This is a genomic window from Methyloceanibacter marginalis (assembly GCF_001723295.1).
In the GTDB taxonomy this organism is placed as follows: Bacteria; Pseudomonadota; Alphaproteobacteria; order Rhizobiales; family Methyloligellaceae; genus Methyloceanibacter; species Methyloceanibacter marginalis.
This window is the reverse complement of sequence record NZ_LPWD01000113.1, coordinates 1-15,512: the sequence shown is the minus strand read 5'-3', so window position 1 is coordinate 15,512 and position 15,512 is coordinate 1. Positions and strand designations below refer to the sequence as shown.

The 15,512-nt window shown below is 63.0% G+C and carries 21 protein-coding genes and 2 pseudogenes; 8 read left to right on the top strand and 15 right to left on the bottom strand.

The window, feature by feature from the left end; translation table 11 throughout:
- A partial coding sequence (locus AUC71_RS05145; protein ID WP_483127799.1) for a phenylalanine--tRNA ligase subunit beta-related protein occupies positions 1–887 on the top strand: 887 nt, incomplete at its 5' end.
- 3 nt (positions 888–890) lie between these two features.
- Here the strand turns inward: AUC71_RS05145 and AUC71_RS05140 are convergent.
- Genes AUC71_RS05140 through AUC71_RS05120 form a run of 5 tightly spaced genes read right to left on the bottom strand, consistent with a single transcriptional unit; the run spans position 891 to position 3,973 of the window.
- The gene (locus AUC71_RS05140) at positions 891–1,958 is read right to left on the bottom strand and encodes a CapA family protein (protein WP_069623400.1); all 1,068 of its coding nucleotides are present in this window, start codon (positions 1,956–1,958) and stop codon (positions 891–893) included.
- On the bottom strand, positions 1,874–2,299 hold the full coding sequence (locus AUC71_RS19195; RefSeq protein WP_069623399.1) for a hypothetical protein: 426 nt from the start codon (positions 2,297–2,299) through the stop codon (positions 1,874–1,876). Before AUC71_RS19195 ends, AUC71_RS05140 begins: the two co-directional genes overlap by 85 nt.
- 14 nt (positions 2,300–2,313) lie before the next feature.
- Positions 2,314–2,610: a GMC family oxidoreductase gene (locus AUC71_RS05130; RefSeq protein ID WP_069623398.1), complete on the bottom strand. Its 297-nt coding sequence runs from the start codon at positions 2,608–2,610 to the stop codon at positions 2,314–2,316.
- A 59-nt stretch (positions 2,611–2,669) separates the two neighbouring features.
- Positions 2,670–3,335, bottom strand: a complete 666-nt coding sequence (locus AUC71_RS05125) for a hypothetical protein (protein WP_244500815.1) — start codon at positions 3,333–3,335, stop codon at positions 2,670–2,672.
- On the bottom strand, positions 3,332–3,973 hold the full coding sequence (locus AUC71_RS05120) for an FAD-binding protein (RefSeq protein WP_069623396.1): 642 nt from the start codon (positions 3,971–3,973) through the stop codon (positions 3,332–3,334). Before AUC71_RS05120 ends, AUC71_RS05125 begins: the two co-directional genes overlap by 4 nt.
- Positions 3,974–4,127: 154 nt before the next feature.
- Here AUC71_RS05120 and msrA point away from each other — a divergent pair, with 154 nt between their 5' ends.
- Positions 4,128–4,730: a peptide-methionine (S)-S-oxide reductase MsrA gene (gene msrA, locus AUC71_RS05115; protein ID WP_244500813.1), complete on the top strand. Its 603-nt coding sequence runs from the start codon at positions 4,128–4,130 to the stop codon at positions 4,728–4,730.
- Positions 4,731–4,787: 57 nt separating this feature from the next.
- On the opposite strand, the gene AUC71_RS05110 is transcribed toward msrA, so the two are convergent.
- The 4 genes from AUC71_RS05110 to AUC71_RS05095 all read right to left on the bottom strand — a co-directional run bounded on the left by AUC71_RS05110 (position 4,788) and on the right by AUC71_RS05095 (position 6,236).
- Positions 4,788–5,012: a hypothetical protein gene (locus AUC71_RS05110; protein WP_141701460.1), complete on the bottom strand. Its 225-nt coding sequence runs from the start codon at positions 5,010–5,012 to the stop codon at positions 4,788–4,790.
- Positions 5,013–5,171: 159 nt separating this feature from the next.
- Complete coding sequence (locus AUC71_RS05105; protein WP_141701459.1) at positions 5,172–5,408, bottom strand: hypothetical protein; 237 nt, start codon at positions 5,406–5,408, stop codon at positions 5,172–5,174.
- A gap of 208 nt (positions 5,409–5,616) precedes the next feature.
- Positions 5,617–5,862 carry a hypothetical protein gene (locus AUC71_RS05100; protein WP_069623392.1) on the bottom strand — a complete coding sequence of 82 codons (246 nt, stop codon included), beginning with the start codon at positions 5,860–5,862 and terminating at the stop codon, positions 5,617–5,619.
- A gap of 179 nt (positions 5,863–6,041) precedes the next feature.
- On the bottom strand, positions 6,042–6,236 hold the full coding sequence (locus tag AUC71_RS05095) for a hypothetical protein (RefSeq protein ID WP_069623391.1): 195 nt from the start codon (positions 6,234–6,236) through the stop codon (positions 6,042–6,044).
- A gap of 153 nt (positions 6,237–6,389) precedes the next feature.
- On the opposite strand from AUC71_RS05095, the pseudogene lepA reads away from it, so the two are divergent.
- Positions 6,390–8,200: pseudogene (gene lepA / locus AUC71_RS05090) on the top strand (translation elongation factor 4).
- On the opposite strand, the gene AUC71_RS05085 reads toward lepA, so the two are convergent.
- From AUC71_RS05085 to AUC71_RS05060, 5 genes are all read right to left on the bottom strand, one after another.
- Positions 8,197–9,246, bottom strand: coding sequence for a CHAT domain-containing protein (locus AUC71_RS05085; RefSeq protein WP_069623390.1), 1,050 nt, complete (start codon positions 9,244–9,246; stop codon positions 8,197–8,199). The pseudogene lepA and the gene AUC71_RS05085 overlap by 4 nt on opposite strands.
- Complete coding sequence (locus AUC71_RS05080) at positions 9,239–9,433, bottom strand: hypothetical protein (protein WP_069623389.1); 195 nt, start codon at positions 9,431–9,433, stop codon at positions 9,239–9,241. Before AUC71_RS05080 ends, AUC71_RS05085 begins: the two co-directional genes overlap by 8 nt.
- The gene (locus AUC71_RS05075; protein ID WP_069623388.1) at positions 9,434–9,652 is read right to left on the bottom strand and encodes a hypothetical protein; all 219 of its coding nucleotides are present in this window, start codon (positions 9,650–9,652) and stop codon (positions 9,434–9,436) included.
- Complete coding sequence (locus tag AUC71_RS05070; protein ID WP_069623387.1) at positions 9,645–9,839, bottom strand: helix-turn-helix domain-containing protein; 195 nt, start codon at positions 9,837–9,839, stop codon at positions 9,645–9,647. Before AUC71_RS05070 ends, AUC71_RS05075 begins: the two co-directional genes overlap by 8 nt.
- 236 nt (positions 9,840–10,075) lie before the next feature.
- Positions 10,076–10,333 (bottom strand): MarR family transcriptional regulator, encoded by a 258-nt coding sequence (locus AUC71_RS05060; protein WP_244500812.1) that lies wholly within the window; start codon positions 10,331–10,333, stop codon positions 10,076–10,078.
- Positions 10,334–10,585: 252 nt separating this feature from the next.
- Between AUC71_RS05060 and AUC71_RS21810 the strand changes: the two are divergent.
- From AUC71_RS21810 to AUC71_RS05050, 3 genes and pseudogenes are all read left to right on the top strand, one after another.
- Positions 10,586–10,708, top strand: a pseudogene (locus tag AUC71_RS21810) (hypothetical protein); the annotation flags it as partial.
- A gap of 414 nt (positions 10,709–11,122) precedes the next feature.
- A complete protein-coding gene (locus AUC71_RS05055) occupies positions 11,123–12,337 on the top strand; it encodes a TAXI family TRAP transporter solute-binding subunit (RefSeq protein WP_083238102.1) in 1,215 nt (404 codons plus the stop codon).
- A 252-nt stretch (positions 12,338–12,589) separates the two neighbouring features.
- Positions 12,590–13,738 carry an SH3 domain-containing protein gene (locus AUC71_RS05050; protein ID WP_158007699.1) on the top strand — a complete coding sequence of 383 codons (1,149 nt, stop codon included), beginning with the start codon at positions 12,590–12,592 and terminating at the stop codon, positions 13,736–13,738.
- Here AUC71_RS05050 and AUC71_RS05045 read toward each other — a convergent pair.
- Positions 13,735–14,325: an HdeD family acid-resistance protein gene (locus AUC71_RS05045; protein ID WP_069623383.1), complete on the bottom strand. Its 591-nt coding sequence runs from the start codon at positions 14,323–14,325 to the stop codon at positions 13,735–13,737. The genes AUC71_RS05050 and AUC71_RS05045 overlap by 4 nt on opposite strands.
- Before the next feature lie 77 nt (positions 14,326–14,402).
- Between AUC71_RS05045 and AUC71_RS20845 the strand changes: the two genes are divergently transcribed.
- Positions 14,403–14,681, top strand: a complete 279-nt coding sequence (locus AUC71_RS20845) for a hypothetical protein (protein WP_069623382.1) — start codon at positions 14,403–14,405, stop codon at positions 14,679–14,681.
- Positions 14,591–15,512, top strand: a 922-nt coding sequence (locus AUC71_RS05035) for an MFS transporter (protein WP_342021798.1), incomplete at its 3' end; no start/stop codon positions are given. The genes AUC71_RS20845 and AUC71_RS05035, both read left to right, overlap by 91 nt.

Sequence of the window (15,512 nt, the reverse complement as noted above, 5' to 3'; positions counted from 1 at the left end):
TGGTCGAGGCGGTGACCTGGTCGTTCGTGCCGGTGGCGGAGGCGAAACTGTTCGGCGGCGGTCAGCCTGCGCTCACCCTCGACAATCCGATTTCCACGGAGCTCGCCCAGATGCGGCCGAGCCTGCTGCCCGGGCTCATCACCGCCGCCAAGCGGAACCGCGACCGGGATTTCTCGGACGGCGCGCTGTTCGAGCTCGGCCAGGCCTATCGCGGGCTGGCCCCAGAGGATCAATATCTCGCCGCCACGGGCGTCCGCTTCGGCACCTCATCTCTTGAGGGTTCTGGCCGTCACTGGTCGGGCGACGTGCCGGAAGCCGGTTGGGCGGCCGCCAAAGCCGACGCTATCGCAGCCCTTGCGGCCCTCGGGTTCAGCCAAGCCAACATCCAAGTGACCCGCGAGGCACCCGCCTGGTTCCACCCGGGCCGCTCCGGCGCGTTGAAGCTTGGGCCAAAGGTGACGCTCGGCGTGTTCGGCGAGCTGCATCCCGATACGCTCGCGGCGCTTGATGCCGAAGCGCCCATGGCCGCCTTCGAGCTTTATCTCGACAACCTCCCGCCGGCGAAGCGCAAGGGCACCGCCAAAGCGGCGCTCGATGCCTCCGATCTTCAAGCCGTGCGGCGCGATTTCGCCTTCCTGGTGGATGCGGACGTGGCCGCGGGCGATGTGGTGCGCGCGGCGTCCAGTGCCGACCGGGCCCTGATCTCGGAGGTGAACGTGTTCGACGTGTTCACCGGACAGGGCGTTGCGCAAGGCAAGAAGTCGCTCGCCATCGAGGTGACGCTTCAGCCGCGCGACAAGACGCTGACGGAAGCAGAGATCGACGCCGTCGCGGAGAAGGTGGTGGCCGCGGTCACCAAGGCCACCGGCGGCGAGTTGCGCGGCTAGGCGCTAGCGCCGGCCGAACCCGAAGATCGGCTTCCGCTTCTTCTGGCTCGCGCCATAGAACGGCTTGTCGGCGCAAGCCGATTGAAGATGCTGCGCAAGCTTGGTGGGAATGGCGGGCGCCGGTCGGAAGCCTGCGCACAGCGCGCCGATTTTGCCGCCGAGACTTTCGGCGCCTTGCGCGCAGTAGAGCCCCGAGCCGTCATTCCGTGGCGTAAAGCGCACGCCTTGCGATGCGGCGCCGTCGCCAAGCCGCGCACCGAGATAGTTCAGCGCGAAGATGCGCTGCATAGACTGCTCCGCTGGGAAGCGTTCGGGCTTCATATGCGTCCCCGTGAGCGGGATCGCCTCGATGGCGCCCAGCGTCCAATCCCCCTCCAGCTTCGCCAGATGCACCTTCGCCATCAGCCCATAGTCGCGGCAGATGCCGAAGCGCTTCATTTCGGCGGTGCCGGGATGCAGGAAGTTGCCGAGCCCGTAGAAGATGAGCGAGTCGCCTGCGCGCTCCACGCCTTGGGCCACATGCGGGTGATGGCCGACGATCAGGTCGATGCCTTTGGTGCGCGCCGCGAAGCCGCGCCAGTCCTTGAGTTGCCGCTGGTCCGGAACCACGCGGCCTTCGAGCCCGTAATGGACCGACAGGATGCGATAATCGGCCGGAAGCTCCGCGAGCCGGTTCACCACCAACTGGAAATCCTTCTCGTTCCGATAGCCCGCCTGGCCCGGCGTGTCCTGACCGGCGCGATGCTCGGGGCGCTGGCCGGTGATGATGCCGATGGCGGCAAATCCCAATGTCATGTCGCCGGCTTCGAGGCAGCCGGGCCGCGTCGCCTCCTCGTAGCTGGCGCCGATGCCGGCGTAGGCGATGGCGCGCTCCGCCGCCGCGATGGCCATGTGATAGAGCGTCTCTTCCGCGCCGTACGCCCCGTAGTCCATCGCGTGATTGTTGGCGAGCGAGAACAGGTTGAAGCCGGTATCGATGAGCGCCTTCAGCCCAGCAGGATGGCTCTTGAAGTTATAGGGCGATGTCTGCCCCTTGCTGTCGGGGGTGAGATCGTTGCGGTCGGTGACCACCGTCTCGAGATTGACGAAAGCAAGATCGCCGTCGACTCCCGCGCCACGCCGCTCAGGCTCTCCTTGAAGCCGAGCGCCTTGCCGTCCTTCACGAATCCTTCGGGCGCAACCTCGGCGCCTTTCGGGTTGAAGCCGGTGTCGCCCACCAGCACCAGCGTGAGACGGTCGGGACCCGGCGCCTCGGGCGGCGCTCCGCCGATCGAGGCGGTATATTCGGTACTGGCGCAGGGCTCGATGCGGACCGCGCCGTGAAGCGCGCTGCCGCCGGCAGCGAGCGCAAGGACCGCCGCTGCGGCGCCCAAGGACTTCGTGAGCCCGGGCCTGAGCAGGCGGCGTCGCATGAGTCAGTCGGCCCTCATGTCACGACCTCCTGATCCGCGTGGTTGCGAATCGGTGCTGTATCGAATCCCAGATTGCGGTCGCGGGCAAGGTGGACCATGGCGCGCTCGGCCAGCGCCGTGATGGTGAGCAGCGGGTTGCAGCCGATGGAGCGCGGGATCACCGCGCCGTCGCAGACATAGAGCCCCGCATGAGTCGCCTCGCCGCTCGGCCCGGCGAAGACCTGGCATTTGTGATCGACCACGCCTGAGCTTGCATCCTCGCCCATGCCGCAGCCGCCGAGCGGATGCGCGGTGGCAGGCTTGGTGCCCATGTTCGTCGCCGCCAGCGGGCTCTTGATATAGCGCCCGCCAACTGCCGCCGCCGCCTTGGTTAGCGCTCATCGACCCGCGTATAGACGGGCTGGTCCGCCACGTCGGGCCAGTTCACCTGGAGGCTGCCATTGGCGAGCGTGAGGCGGCCGCCCGCATCGTCATGGGAGACGACGAAGAAGGTGTGCAGGTGTGAGAGCGGCCCCTCGTACACGCCCTTGATCAAGCTTTGCGCCGCGCCAAGGATCCGGCCGCCCGACAAGAAGAACACGGGCAGGAGCGGGGCAAGCGCGGAGGGCAGCACCCCTTCCTGGATGATCATGCTGCGGTCGAGATCGCCCGCGTCGGGCAGCTCGATCTGGCCGGCGACACATGCCCCCACCGTATCACCGGTGAACTTGGGCGGCTCGCCGACGCCGACAGCGTTCACCCGTTCGCGGCCGCCCAAGGCAAAGGCGATGATGTCGCCGTTGGCGGAGAAGTGCTCTCCCAGCTTGTCGGAGAGCTTCAGGCCGCGCTCGCGTGAGCGCAGGAGAATCTCGGTGGAGCCGAGCGTGCCGGCCCCGAGCACCACGGCTTTCGCATCGACCGAGTGCGGGGCGCCGTCCTTGTCATCGGAGGGCGCGAAGTGGACACGCCAACCGCCGCTCAGCTTCTCCACGTGACTCACGGTGAGCGCGGTGAACATCTCGGCGCCATGGGCGCGGGCGTCGGGAAGATAGGTCATCGCCACGGTGTTCTTGGCGCCGACATTGCAGCCCGAGCAACAATCGCCGCAAAGCGTGCAGGCCGCTTGCATGCGCCCGCGGGGTTCACCGTCTCTTCGAAGCTCACCACCACAGGCGCGGCGACGGGAGATTGGCCGAAGGCAGCACTCGCCGTCTCGAGTGAGCGGTATTTGGAGAGCGCCGGGGCGTCGCCATAGCGCGCCGGACGCAGCATCGCGCGCGCGCGCTCGAATCCGAGATCGAGCAGACCGTCGTGGTTGATGGCCTCCGGCCAAAGATGATCGGCGAACACACGCGCGTCCGGGCGCAAGGCCACCCCGGCATTGATCAGCGAGCCGCCGCCGAGACCGCAGCCGACGAGCACATGGATGTCAGCGCCGAGCCTGAAATCGTAGAGCCCGGTGCGGGAACCGGAGCGCATCTTGCCACCGTTCAACTGCAATTCGCGGCGGAGCTCCGGCAGGCGCGCGGGAAAGGCCCCGGTGGGCACCTCGCGGCCGCGCTCGATGACGCAGACCCGCTGGCCGGCCCGGGACAGCCGGGAGGCGGCCACGCCGCCGCCATAGCCGGAGCCGACCACGACTACGTCGTAGGCGGGTTTCATGGCCTCTCGCGGCAAGGACAGGATGGTTTGCATGACCCCTCAATAGCCCAGATCAGCGAGGCGCCCCAAGCGCTTCTGCGCAAAGCCCCACTAGGCATCACTTCCAATCACGGTCACGCGAGACCATCTATGCGCAACCTGTCCCGCTCATTATCGTTGCAGACAGACAACAATGTGGAGACATCCCATGATTGCGCGATGGATTTGCGCTGGCCTGATGGCGGCTTTTCTCGCCGCGTCCGTGCTCGCGGGCGGGGCCTACAGTACCCACGCGGCCGAGACCAAGACGGCGATCTTCGCCGGGGGCTGCTTCTGGTGCGTGGAAGATGTCTTCGATCATGTCGACGGCGTCACCGAGACCGTCTCAGGCTATGCGGGCGGCACGACGCCAGACCCGACCTATGGCAGCCACAAGGGCTATGTCGAGGCGCTCAGGGTGACCTACGACCCGTCTAAGGTCACCTATGCCAAGCTGCTCGATCACTATTGGCACAATATCGACCCGTTCGACCCATCCGGGCAGTTCTGCGACAAGGGTCCGGCCTATCGCACCGTCATCTTCGTATCGGACGACAACGAAAAGGAGCTGGCGGAGACCACGAAGCAGGAGATCGCCAAGCGCTTCGACAAGGAGGTCGCGACCGAGATCCGTCCGACGACCACCTTTTACGCGGCCGAGGACTATCACCAGGATTATCACAACCTCAATCCGGTGAGTTACAAGTTCTACAAATGGAATTGCGGGCGCGCCCAGCGGCTTGCCGAGATCTGGGGCGACAAGAGCAGCTGACACGAGAAAGGGCCCTACGCTGACGCAGGGCCCTTTTCATTCAAGCGGCGAGACGGATCAAAGAACGATCCAGATGCCCTTGTCGTTGCGCTTCTTCCAGGCGCGATGGTCGGACTTGCAGCCCTTCTTGTAGGCCTTGCGGGCGTTCTTGTTGTGCGGGTACATCGCGTCCGCGCGCGCGTCGCAGCGGGGTTTGGCATCGGCCGGAACCGGCGCGGCGGCCGTCATTCCACCGGCCAGGATCACGGACGCGGCGGCGGCAAGAAATACGTTCTTCAGCATGAAGTCTCTCCTGTGGGGCGTGCACGGCGCCAGTCGCCGCGTGCCAGCCATAAGGCCTAGCACGTTACGATCCAGTTGATTTTGGGTTGTTGCATTCGAGGCAAAAAGAAAGGGGCCGACGAGGCCCCCTTCTGAGAAGTCACCTAGCGTGCGCGGTGGCTAGCTCTTGTCCATCATCTTCATCTTGAGGGTCGCCAGCGGGCCTTCCTTGCCCATGGACGCCTTGTAGGCCTTCTTGCAAGACCGCTTGTATTTGGCGCGGTCCATGATGCTGTCCGGATACTTCATTTTGGCGGCGTCTTCGCACGTCATGGCCTGTGCCGTGACGGGCGCGGTGATCGTGGCGCCGGCGATGACGGCGCAGGTGGCTGCGGCGAGGAACACTTTCTTAAGCATGAGATCTCTCCTGTGAGGATAGGCGCAATGTCCGGCGGCGCGATAAGGCCTGGCTTTGACGCCATCGGTCAATCGCCGTCGAGCCGCAAGAGAATCCACTACAGACAAAGGCTGCGGGGTTCAATCAATTCTCGTGCGGCAAAGAGAAAGGGAGCCCGAGGGGGACTCCCTTCTCAAAATTACGTCGAGCGAAGGCCCGGGCGGCAGGCTAGCTGTCCTTGCGGAGCTTGAACTTGCCCATCATGCCCGTCTTGCCGCCATGCATCTTCCAAGCCTCTTTGCAGGACTTCTTGTACTCGTGACGCATCTTGCGGTCGTCCGGGTACTCTGCCTTGGCGGCGTCCTTGCAGCTCATCCCGGCCATCGTGCCGGCCTGAGAGGGCGCCGGTGCAGTCATGGTTGCGCCTGCAAGGATCATGGTGGCCGCAGCGGCCAAAAGAACTGTCTTGGTCATATTCTACTCCTGGTTCTTGTTAGAGCCGACGCACGGTCTACGCCGCACTCGTCAGCCCAAGGAAAACGCCTCGGCCCGTCAAATGATCCGTTCTTCGAATGGATCGGCCCGAAAGACGGGAAAGGGGCCCACAAGGGACCCCTTTCCAACAACTTTGATTGAAGTTCAGACAGAACCGCCTACTGGGTCGCCTTCCAGGCTTCCTTGCAGGCCTTCTTGTACTCGTGGCGCATCTTGCGATCGTCCGGATACTGCGCCTTGGCGGCATCCTTACAGGTCATGCCGGCCATCATGCCGGCCTCGGCCGGGAGCGGCAGCGTCGTGGCGGTGACGAGACCTGCGGCGATCGTGGCGAGAAGCAGTTTCTTGAACATGTTCGAATCTCCAGTCGAGTGGGGCACCTTCCTACCAGGACTCCTCTAGCCCTCGACAGCTGCAAAATTGCGGCAATCGATCCCATGGTTTCGCCTTTATTGTTGCATGCTCAAGCTTGACCCGCGGCCGGTTGCTACCCTACGTAGCCGCTCATGAGTCCGCCGACACCTCTCTCCCACATCCGCAATTTTTCGATCGTTGCCCATATCGACCACGGCAAGTCGACATTGGCGGACCGTCTGATCCAACTCTGCGGCGCCTCACGGCCCGGGAGATGAAGGAGCAGGTGCTCGATTCGATGGACATCGAGCGCGAGCGCGGCATCACCATCAAGGCCCAGACGGTCCGCCTCGATTACAAAGCGAAAGACGGCCAGCTCTACCAACTGAATCTCATCGACACGCCGGGACACGTGGACTTCGCCTATGAGGTGAACCGCTCGTTGGCGGCGTGCGAAGGCTCACTGCTGGTGGTCGACGCTACCCAAGGCGTGGAGGCGCAGACCCTGGCCAATGTCTACCAGGCGCTCGAAAACAACCACGAGGTCGTGCCCGTCCTGAACAAGATCGACCTGCCCGCCTCGGAACCCGAGCGCGTGCGCGCCCAGATCGAGGAAGTGATCGGGCTGGACGCCCAGGACGCAATCGAGATCTCGGCCAAGACGGGCAAGGGCGTGGAGAACGTCCTCGAGGCGATCGTGCAGCGCCTGCCGCCGCCCAGGGGCGACGCGGCCGCGCCGTTGAAGGCGCTCCTCGTGGACAGCTGGTACGACGCCTATCTCGGCGTCGTGGTGCTGGTGCGCATCATCGACGGCACGCTCAGCAAAGGTCAGCGCATCCGCCTGATGCTGACCGGCGGGTCCTATCAGGTGGACCGGGTCGGCATCTTCCGCCCGAAGCAGGAGATGCGCGACCGGCTTGGTCCTGGGGAGATCGGTTTCTTTACCGCCTCGATCCGCCAGGTGGCCGACACGCGCGTCGGCGACACCATTACCGATGAGAAACGGCCAACCGAAAAAGCGCTGTCCGGGTTCCAGCCGGCGCAGCCGGTCGTGTTCTGCGGCCTGTTCCCGGTCGACTCCGGCGACTTCGAGGATCTGCGCGAGGCGGTCGGCAAGCTCCGGCTCAACGATGCGAGCTTCGAGTACGAGATGGAGACCTCGGCCGCGCTCGGCTTCGGCTTCCGCTGCGGCTTTCTCGGCCTACTTCATCTGGAGATCATCCGAGAGCGCTTGGAGCGCGAGTTCAATATCGACCTCATCGCCACGGCGCCGTCGGTCATCTACCACGTCTATCTGACTGACGGCACGATGACCGAACTGCACAACCCGGCCGACATGCCGGAAGCGCAGAAGATCGCCAAGATTGACGAGCCGTGGATCGAAGCCAGCATTCTCGTCCCGGACGAGCATCTCGGTGCCGTGCTGAAATTGTGCGAGGATCGGCGGGGACGGCAGAAGAACCTCACCTATGCGGGCAACCGCGCCATGCTCGTTTACGCGCTGCCGCTGAACGAGGTGGTGTTCGATTTCTACGACCGGCTGAAGTCGGTGTCGCGCGGCTATGCCTCGTTCGACTATCACATCACCGGCTACGAGGAGGGCGATCTGGTGAAGATGGCGATCCTCGTGAACGACGAGCCTGTCGATGCGCTCTCGGTGATCGTGAACCGCTCCCGGGCTGAGGCGCGCGGCCGGGCCATGGTCGAGAAGCTGAAGGATCTGATCCCGCGGCATATGTTCAAGATCCCGATCCAGGCGGCCATCGGCGGCAAGGTCATCGCCCGCGAGACCCTCAGCGCGCTGCGCAAGGACGTGACCGCCAAATGCTATGGCGGCGATATCACCCGCAAACGCAAGCTGCTCGAGAAGCAGAAGGCGGGCAAAAAGAAGATGCGGAGCTTCGGCAAGGTCGACATCCCGCAAGAGGCCTTCATCGCCGCGCTCAAGATGGACGCGGACTAGCGCTTCCGCTTCCCAACGAAAACAAGCGTCTTTGGGTCCACGTCGCTTCGATGTCTGAGCTGCGGCAGGTCAGCGTCTTCCAGCATCGCCATCTTCATGGCCGCCTTGCCCTGTTTGAGAGCGGAGGACACTGACTGTCCGTTCGCGAGAGCTGCATAGAATTTGGTAGCAAACGTTGCCGCGCCGAGATCGGAGATGCTGTCCGACATTCCAATGACCGCATCGACAACGTCAAGCAGCACGTCCGCCCCATCTAGTGTGTCACACGCATTCAGCACTACCAGAGTGGGAGGCGTATCGGTAGCCGCCAAGGTCTCCGCGAGCAGCCCAAAGTCCATGGATTGCCCAACCGATCCCTCAACCTTGCCGTCGTCAAGCCAAACGCTTTTGCCACCGCCATGCCCGGAGAAATGGACAATCTGCGGACGGTGCCTATTAAGCCCATCCAAAAGGCTATTGCCGTCTGCCGCTGGGCTATGTTTGATATCTACGTCGTCTCTGAAGCCGGCCCGCTCTATAGCATCGTTCACCATTCGCACCTCGGCATCCGTTCGCAGCCGACCCTGCGAGTCCGGGGTTGCTGTCAGGTACAAGACCTTAAGTTTGGCGGTCACCTTTCGTCGATTGCCCACTGACTTTGGCACCTTCACTACGACCGAAACTTCGGGTCGCCGCTTCGTTGGCGTGCTCTTAAGCAACTTCGGATTTTCGCGCTTTCTCAGTATTTCTGCCTTGTTGGCCATCACATAATTTATCTTCCCGTACCCATTTTCCTTGCCTCGGCCAGTGGAGCGAGGGATCTCGACCTTTGAAATTACCCCGTGCTTGGCGAGATGATTTACTTCGTTAAGGACAAGTTGGCGATCCGCAGGCTTTAGGCCGAGCTTGTCCATTATCTGAGTAACCGTCTTCGGCCTGCTACCTCTACCGTAGATATTCTCAAATACGTCGAGGCGAATTCTCGAGCGTCCCAAAATCCCGACGATGCGCTCGATATTCTCCTCGTGGTCACCGTGGATATTGAATACGTCCTGAAACTTATTCATCGGGCGATAGCCCTTTGGCTTCCTTTAGCAACCCTTTTGGAAACATCGAACTGAGCGTCCCTTCGCTTATGGCTAGGACAGAGGCCAGTTGCTTCTGCTTAAATCCCTTCTGCACTAGACTGAGGACCATGAGCTTCTTAAGCGCGTCTAAGTCAGCAGCAATGTTTTTGAGCTCACCCTTTTCCATTTAGGCCTCCACTCGTACTGTACGCTTCGATTTTTGCGTCGGCTTCTCCTCGCCCAGACCAAGCCCTTTTGGAATCATGCGACTTACAGTGGCCTCACTCACACCAAGCATGAGCCCGACTTGTTTCTGCGATACTCCTGACTTCAGCAACTGGAGCATGAGCAACATCTTTACGGCCCTCATCTCCCCCAGAAGTGCCGTGGCGATCTCGTCACTCATCTGATTTCTCCTTGGCGGCGATGCCCGTCAGTGTGCCTTTCGGAAACATCCGACTGATCACGCTTCGATCAATGTCGAGCGCACCCGCGACCTGAGTCTGCGTCAATCCCGATCTAAGCAAAGCCAGCACGAGCAGCTTCTTAATTGCGATCAACTCCTTCAACGTCGGGTCAATGTCCGTTGGCATCTACTTATCCTTTTGCTTGCTCGTCATTCTCACGAGCCGCCTTTCCCGTTTTCCGGGCTTTCGATAGCGTGACGTTCACATGGTTTGAGGAGGTTTGAAGGAGGTCGGCAATGTCTTTTGGCGACATCCCGGCCCTACCTAGAAAGACAATTTTGTCCTTTGAGGACTCGAACCGTGCCACCATGCTCAACGCCTGCAACCTCACAAGCAAGTCGAGCTTGGCTAGGATCTCTCCGTTACTTTCCGTCATTTTTCTTTTCCTTCTTGGGGTCAGACTCTTGCGGCAGCGGATAGACGTGCAAAGGCCGCATGTCTCCACCTGTACCGACGCGCACCACAATTCCCTGGTCGACCCATCTCGAAATTGTTCGACTCAGACTGCCCTTATCAAGCGACACGGCAGCGCCAATCTCTGCTTGGGTGTGCTGACCGTCGCAGAGATTATAGGCCGCGACCTGCTTCTTGCCGTCTCCCTTTGGCGCCACCAACTTCACAAGCGTTCCGGAGGAAAGGTCTGACGAGCAACGGTCGCCAGAATCGCCTTTAGGTACACTTCCATGACTTCGATCCCTTTTTGTTCCTGAAATATATGGATGCAACTAATGCGATTCGCAAGCCCAAACTGCACGTTATCCCCGTCGTGCGTGCGAATCGTTAAACCAAAAAGCGGTCTGTATCGTATCGTTATGATCTGAAAAGGGAATTTTCTTCTATCGCCGGTTTAATAATTACACTTTGGCACCTGTTTGTCCCGCAAACGCAAGCTGCTCGAGAAGCAGAAGGCGGGCAAAAAGAAGATGCGGAACTTCGGCAAGGTCGACATCCCGCAAGAGGCCTTCATCGCCGCGCTCAAGATGGACGCGGACTAAAAACTTGCCCTTTCCGGAAACCAATTCGATCGCCATGGCGTTAGGGATGCGGCGCGCCGCTCCCTGCGGTACGCGCGTCAACGCTGCGCAAAGACCACGTAACGGAATACTCCCGTTGGCGGGCAATTACTTATGGTTAACGCAAAGTAAACGCGCTGCCTTGATCTTGCCTTTTTCAAGTCATCGTCGCCACACATGCGGCAATACATTGATATTGTTATGTCTTGTTAACCTCTTTGCTTGACAGCGACGAATCTATCACTTCCCATTGGCCCGCATAGGGATAGCAGCACGACGGGGAACTTCTCCCGCAAGCAAGAATCACAATGGCTGCACCGGGGGTCGTCCCGTTCCGCGCTTCGAGCGGGCCGGCCTGCGTACGGGGTGAGGCGCGCATTCATAGAGGGGCCAGTGATGCGTTTCGCCCTCGTCATTGGAGTGTGCTTGGGAATGTGCCTGCCGCCGCTCTTCGCGGCGGTGCCTGCCAGCGCCACGGAACAGGCCAAAGCGCCGGCGCCGGAGCGTCCATCGGCGGACAGCGTTCGCCAGACGTACCGCACGCAGATCAACGACAACACCGTCACCATCATGGCCGGCGCGGCGCACGGCAGCGATACGGAGATCGTGCAGGACATCGCCGCCGTGCTCGATGACGACACGGCCTTGCGTGTCGTGCCGATGATCGGCAAGGGGCCGGCGCAAACGGTCAAGGACGTCCTGTTCATGCGCGGCGTCGACATGGGCATCACGCACGCCACCGTGCTCAGCCATTACGCCAAGACGGGCGAGCTCGGGCCGCTCCGCAGTCAAATCGCCTACGTCGCCAAGCTGTTCAACGAAGAGATGCATCTCTTGGCGCGCGCGGGGATCGAAGACGTGCAGGCGCTGGACGGCAAGGTCGTCAATTTCGGGCCGGAGGGCAGCGGCACCGAGATCACCGCGCGGCACGTGTTCGCGACACTCGGCGTACAAGTGAGCGAAGTGCATCACGACGATGCCGACGCGATCGCCAAGCTCAAATCCGGCGAGATCGACGCCACCATCGTCATCGGCGGCAAGCCGGCGCCGCTCCTAAGCCAAGTCGAACCCGACAGCGGCCTGAAGCTCATTAGCCTGCCTTATGCCAAGGGGCTCGAGGACGAGACCTACCCCGCGACGCTGACCCATGAGGATTACCCGGCATTGATCGAGGCCGGTGCGCGGATCGATACCGTGGCCGTGTGCGCGGTGCTGGTTTCGTTCAACTGGGATGACGACAGCGTTCGCTCGAAAAAGCTCGAGCGCTTCGTCGAACGCTTCTTCTCCAAATTCGATGCGTTCCTCGTGAGTCCGCGCCATCCGAAATGGCAACAGGTCAATTTCGCCGCGACGCTGGAAGGCTGGAAGCGTTCGCCTCTGGCGCAGGATTGGATCGACCGCGCCAAGACGGCGGTCGCCGCGGATGCGGGCGCGCGAGAGCAATTCGAGACCTTCTTGGCGCAAGCGACACGGACGCAACGCCCCGGTCGGACGAGGAGCGCACCAAGTTGTTCCGCGCCTTTTTGGAATGGAGCAAGACGCAACAAAACTGACCGCTTCCCCCGTTTGGTATTGCGTGTAGGAGGGTGCCATGGTCCAGCCGGCTCTTAGACCGGTTCAGTCCCGGAACAGCCAAAGCCGATTTCTCTGGCAGAGCGGCTCGATGCGGAATTTCCCGTCGGGGCAAAACTGTCCGCCGCCAAGCCCGAACACACCGTCTCGTCCATGGCGGAGCGCTTCGCCCCAGGCCCGTTGCGCGCCACCCGGCCGGGGCCAATACCAGCCCTCGCGGCGCACGCGGCGTTGGTCAGTCCACCGCAAGGCCAAGGACTTTTCTCGGCGCCGACCCGAGGGGTGGTTGCCGTGCTGACAGCGGTTGCCGTCGCGCCGGCGACGATCCTTGCCGGCCTTCTTTGGTTCGGCACGCTGCAACCGGATGAGAACCCGGAACCACGAGCCGCCGCGCCGGCGCAGGTGCAACAGGCCGCGGTTGCGCCTTCGATCCCGGTGCTGACCTCGGAGCCGGAAATCGCGCTCACCGCGCCGGAAGAGATCCTGGCGAAAGCCGGCGAGACGATCGACTTCGCGATCGCCATCGACGGCGGCGAGGCTCTTCCCGCCCGCAGCGCCATCGCCATTCGCGATCTCCCCGAGGGTGCGTCTTTCTCGAAAGGACGCCCCTTCGGCACCGCCGAATGGAACCTGCGCGCGGACGAGATCGCGAACCTCACCTTGCGTCTGCCCCAAGAAAAATCAGGCGCGTCGGACCTGCGGGTCGAGCTCGTTGCGGCCGACGGCGCAGTGCTGGCCCGTACGGCGACCCCGCTTGATGTGGCTCCCCCGCCCACAGCCGGGCTCGTCGTACGGTCCGGTGAGGAGGACCGTATCGCGGATCTCATGGCTCACGGGCAAAAGATGATCGATGTCGGCTATTTCGCCGGCGCCCGCGCCTACTATCAACGGGCGGCGGAAGCAGGCAGCGGGGAGGCCGCCCTCGCGGTCGGCGCCACATACGACCCGGTCTTCGTCGCCGCACTGCGGGCCCAGGGCATCAAGCCCGACCCTCAAGCGGCGGAGGCTTGGTATTCCCGGGCCGCGGCGCTCGGGGTCGCCGATCGCGAGGCGGGGCTCGCAGCTCTCAAGCAAGCGTGGACCGGAGACGGCCCGCGCACCATCGAGGCGGCGCTTTCAGGGCCGGAGGAAGCGGCCCCCGCACCCTTGGCGCAGCCTCGCGCGGCGCAACAAGAGGACGCCGGGGAGTCGGGCCCGCTCGGCCGGCTGGTTGCGGCGGCCACCGAGCTTGCCGCGGGCGCGGAGTGGGTCGAGGTCACGAACGCCGTCAATCTCCGGGCCGATTCGTCCGGCGACGGCAAAGTCCTGAGGGTCGTGCAGAAGGGCACGAAATTCCGCTCCACGGGGCGGGACGGAAACTGGGTGCAAGTGAGCAACCCCGACACGTCCGAGAAGGGCTGGATCTACACCCGTTTCCTCAAAGGAACCGAAGCGCCTTAGCTGACGGTCACCGCCGGCGCGGTGCGTACCTGCCACGCCAGGTAGGTGAGCGCCGCGCCTTCGCAGACGAGCAAGATGCCGAGCATCAGCCCGAGCAGCCAGTCCGACGTGAGCGGCATGTTCGCCCACAGGATCAGCGCGAGCAGAATGCCGACCAGGCCGCTGCCCAGCACCCAGCCCCAATGGGGGAACGGCCGGATCGTGAGCGCGAAGATCACCTTGGCGATGCCTTCGACCATGAAATAGACGATCAGCAGCACCGTCATGATCAGCAGCCCGCTATCGGGCGAGCTCAGCAAAATCACGCCGATCAGGATGGCGAGCACCGCCGAGATGAGCTGCAGCCAGTAATGCGGCACGTTGCTCGCGCCGATCAGGCCGATGCCTTGCAAGATTCCGCTGGCGATCAGGATCCAGGCGAGCAGGAAGACCACCGTGACCGACGCAATGAACGGGTAGACGAGCGCGAGCACGCCGGCGACGACGAGCAGCACGCCCTGGATCAGGTACCAGAGCGAATATCGCTTCACCGTCTCTCGCATGGCCTCGCGAAGCGCCGCCGCAGCCTCATCCATCGAAATAGCCATGTCTCGAGCCCTCCTCTAGGTTGTCGGCCGAATCAGTTGCTCGGCCGCGTGCCAGCATACGCCAAGCCGGGGGGCCGATGGACCAAGACCAGACGAGAGACGGCCACCTGGCCGCGGCGATCCGCAAGGCGACCTGGCGGCTGATCCCGTTTCTCTGCCTCGCTTACACGGTCAATTTCCTCGACCGGGTGAATGTCGGCTTCGCGGCGCTGCACATGAACGAGGATCTCGCTTTTCGCCGAGCGTCTACGGCTTCGGCGCCGGCATCTTCTTCCTCGGCTATATCGCCTTCGAGGTCCCGAGCAATCTCGCTCTGCATCGCTTCGGCGCGCGCATCTGGATCGCGCGTATCATGATCTCCTGGGGGCTCGTCGCCTGTGCCATGGCGTTCGTGTGGAGCGAGACGAGCTTCTACGTGATGCGGTTCCTGCTCGGTGTCGCCGAGGCCGGCTTCTTCCCCGGCATCATTCTCTATCTGACGTACTGGTTTCCGGCGGCCGAGCGCGCGCGCATCGTGGCGGTGTTCATGGCCTCGGTGCCGCTCGCCACCGTGTTCGGCGGACCCGTGTCAGGCGCCCTCCTCAATATGCACGGCTTTCTCGGCCTGGCGGGCTGGCACTGGCTGTTTCTCATCGAAGGCTTGCCGGCCATCGTGCTCGGCGTGCTCGCGCTCAAGGTGCTCACCGACAAGCCGGCCGGCGCAACATGGCTCACGCAGGACGAGCGGGCTGCGCTGACCGCGCGCATCGCGGCGGAAGACGCCGTCGCCAAGGAAGTCGGTTATAGCGAGATCGGCGCGGCGATGACGCGCCCGCGCGTTCTGGCGCTCGGACTTTTGTGGTTCCTCATCGTCATCGGGCTCTACGGCATGGGCTTCTGGCTGCCGCAGGTCATCCAGAGCTACGGTCTCGACGATCTCAGCATCGGTTTCATCACGGCGATCCCCTACGTCTTCGCCGCAATTTGCATGGTGCTGTGGGGACGCCGCTCGGACCGCGCGAACGAGCGGCGCTGGCATATCGCGCTGCCGCTCATGGTCGCTTCTGCCGCCTTCGCGGCCTCGGCCTACACGGAGGCGCTCATCCCGACGATGATCGCGCTGACCATCGCCACGGTCGGCTTCTACGCCACGCTCGGCCCGTTCTGGTCGCTACCGACCGCCTTCCTCGCCGGAACGGGCGCCGCCG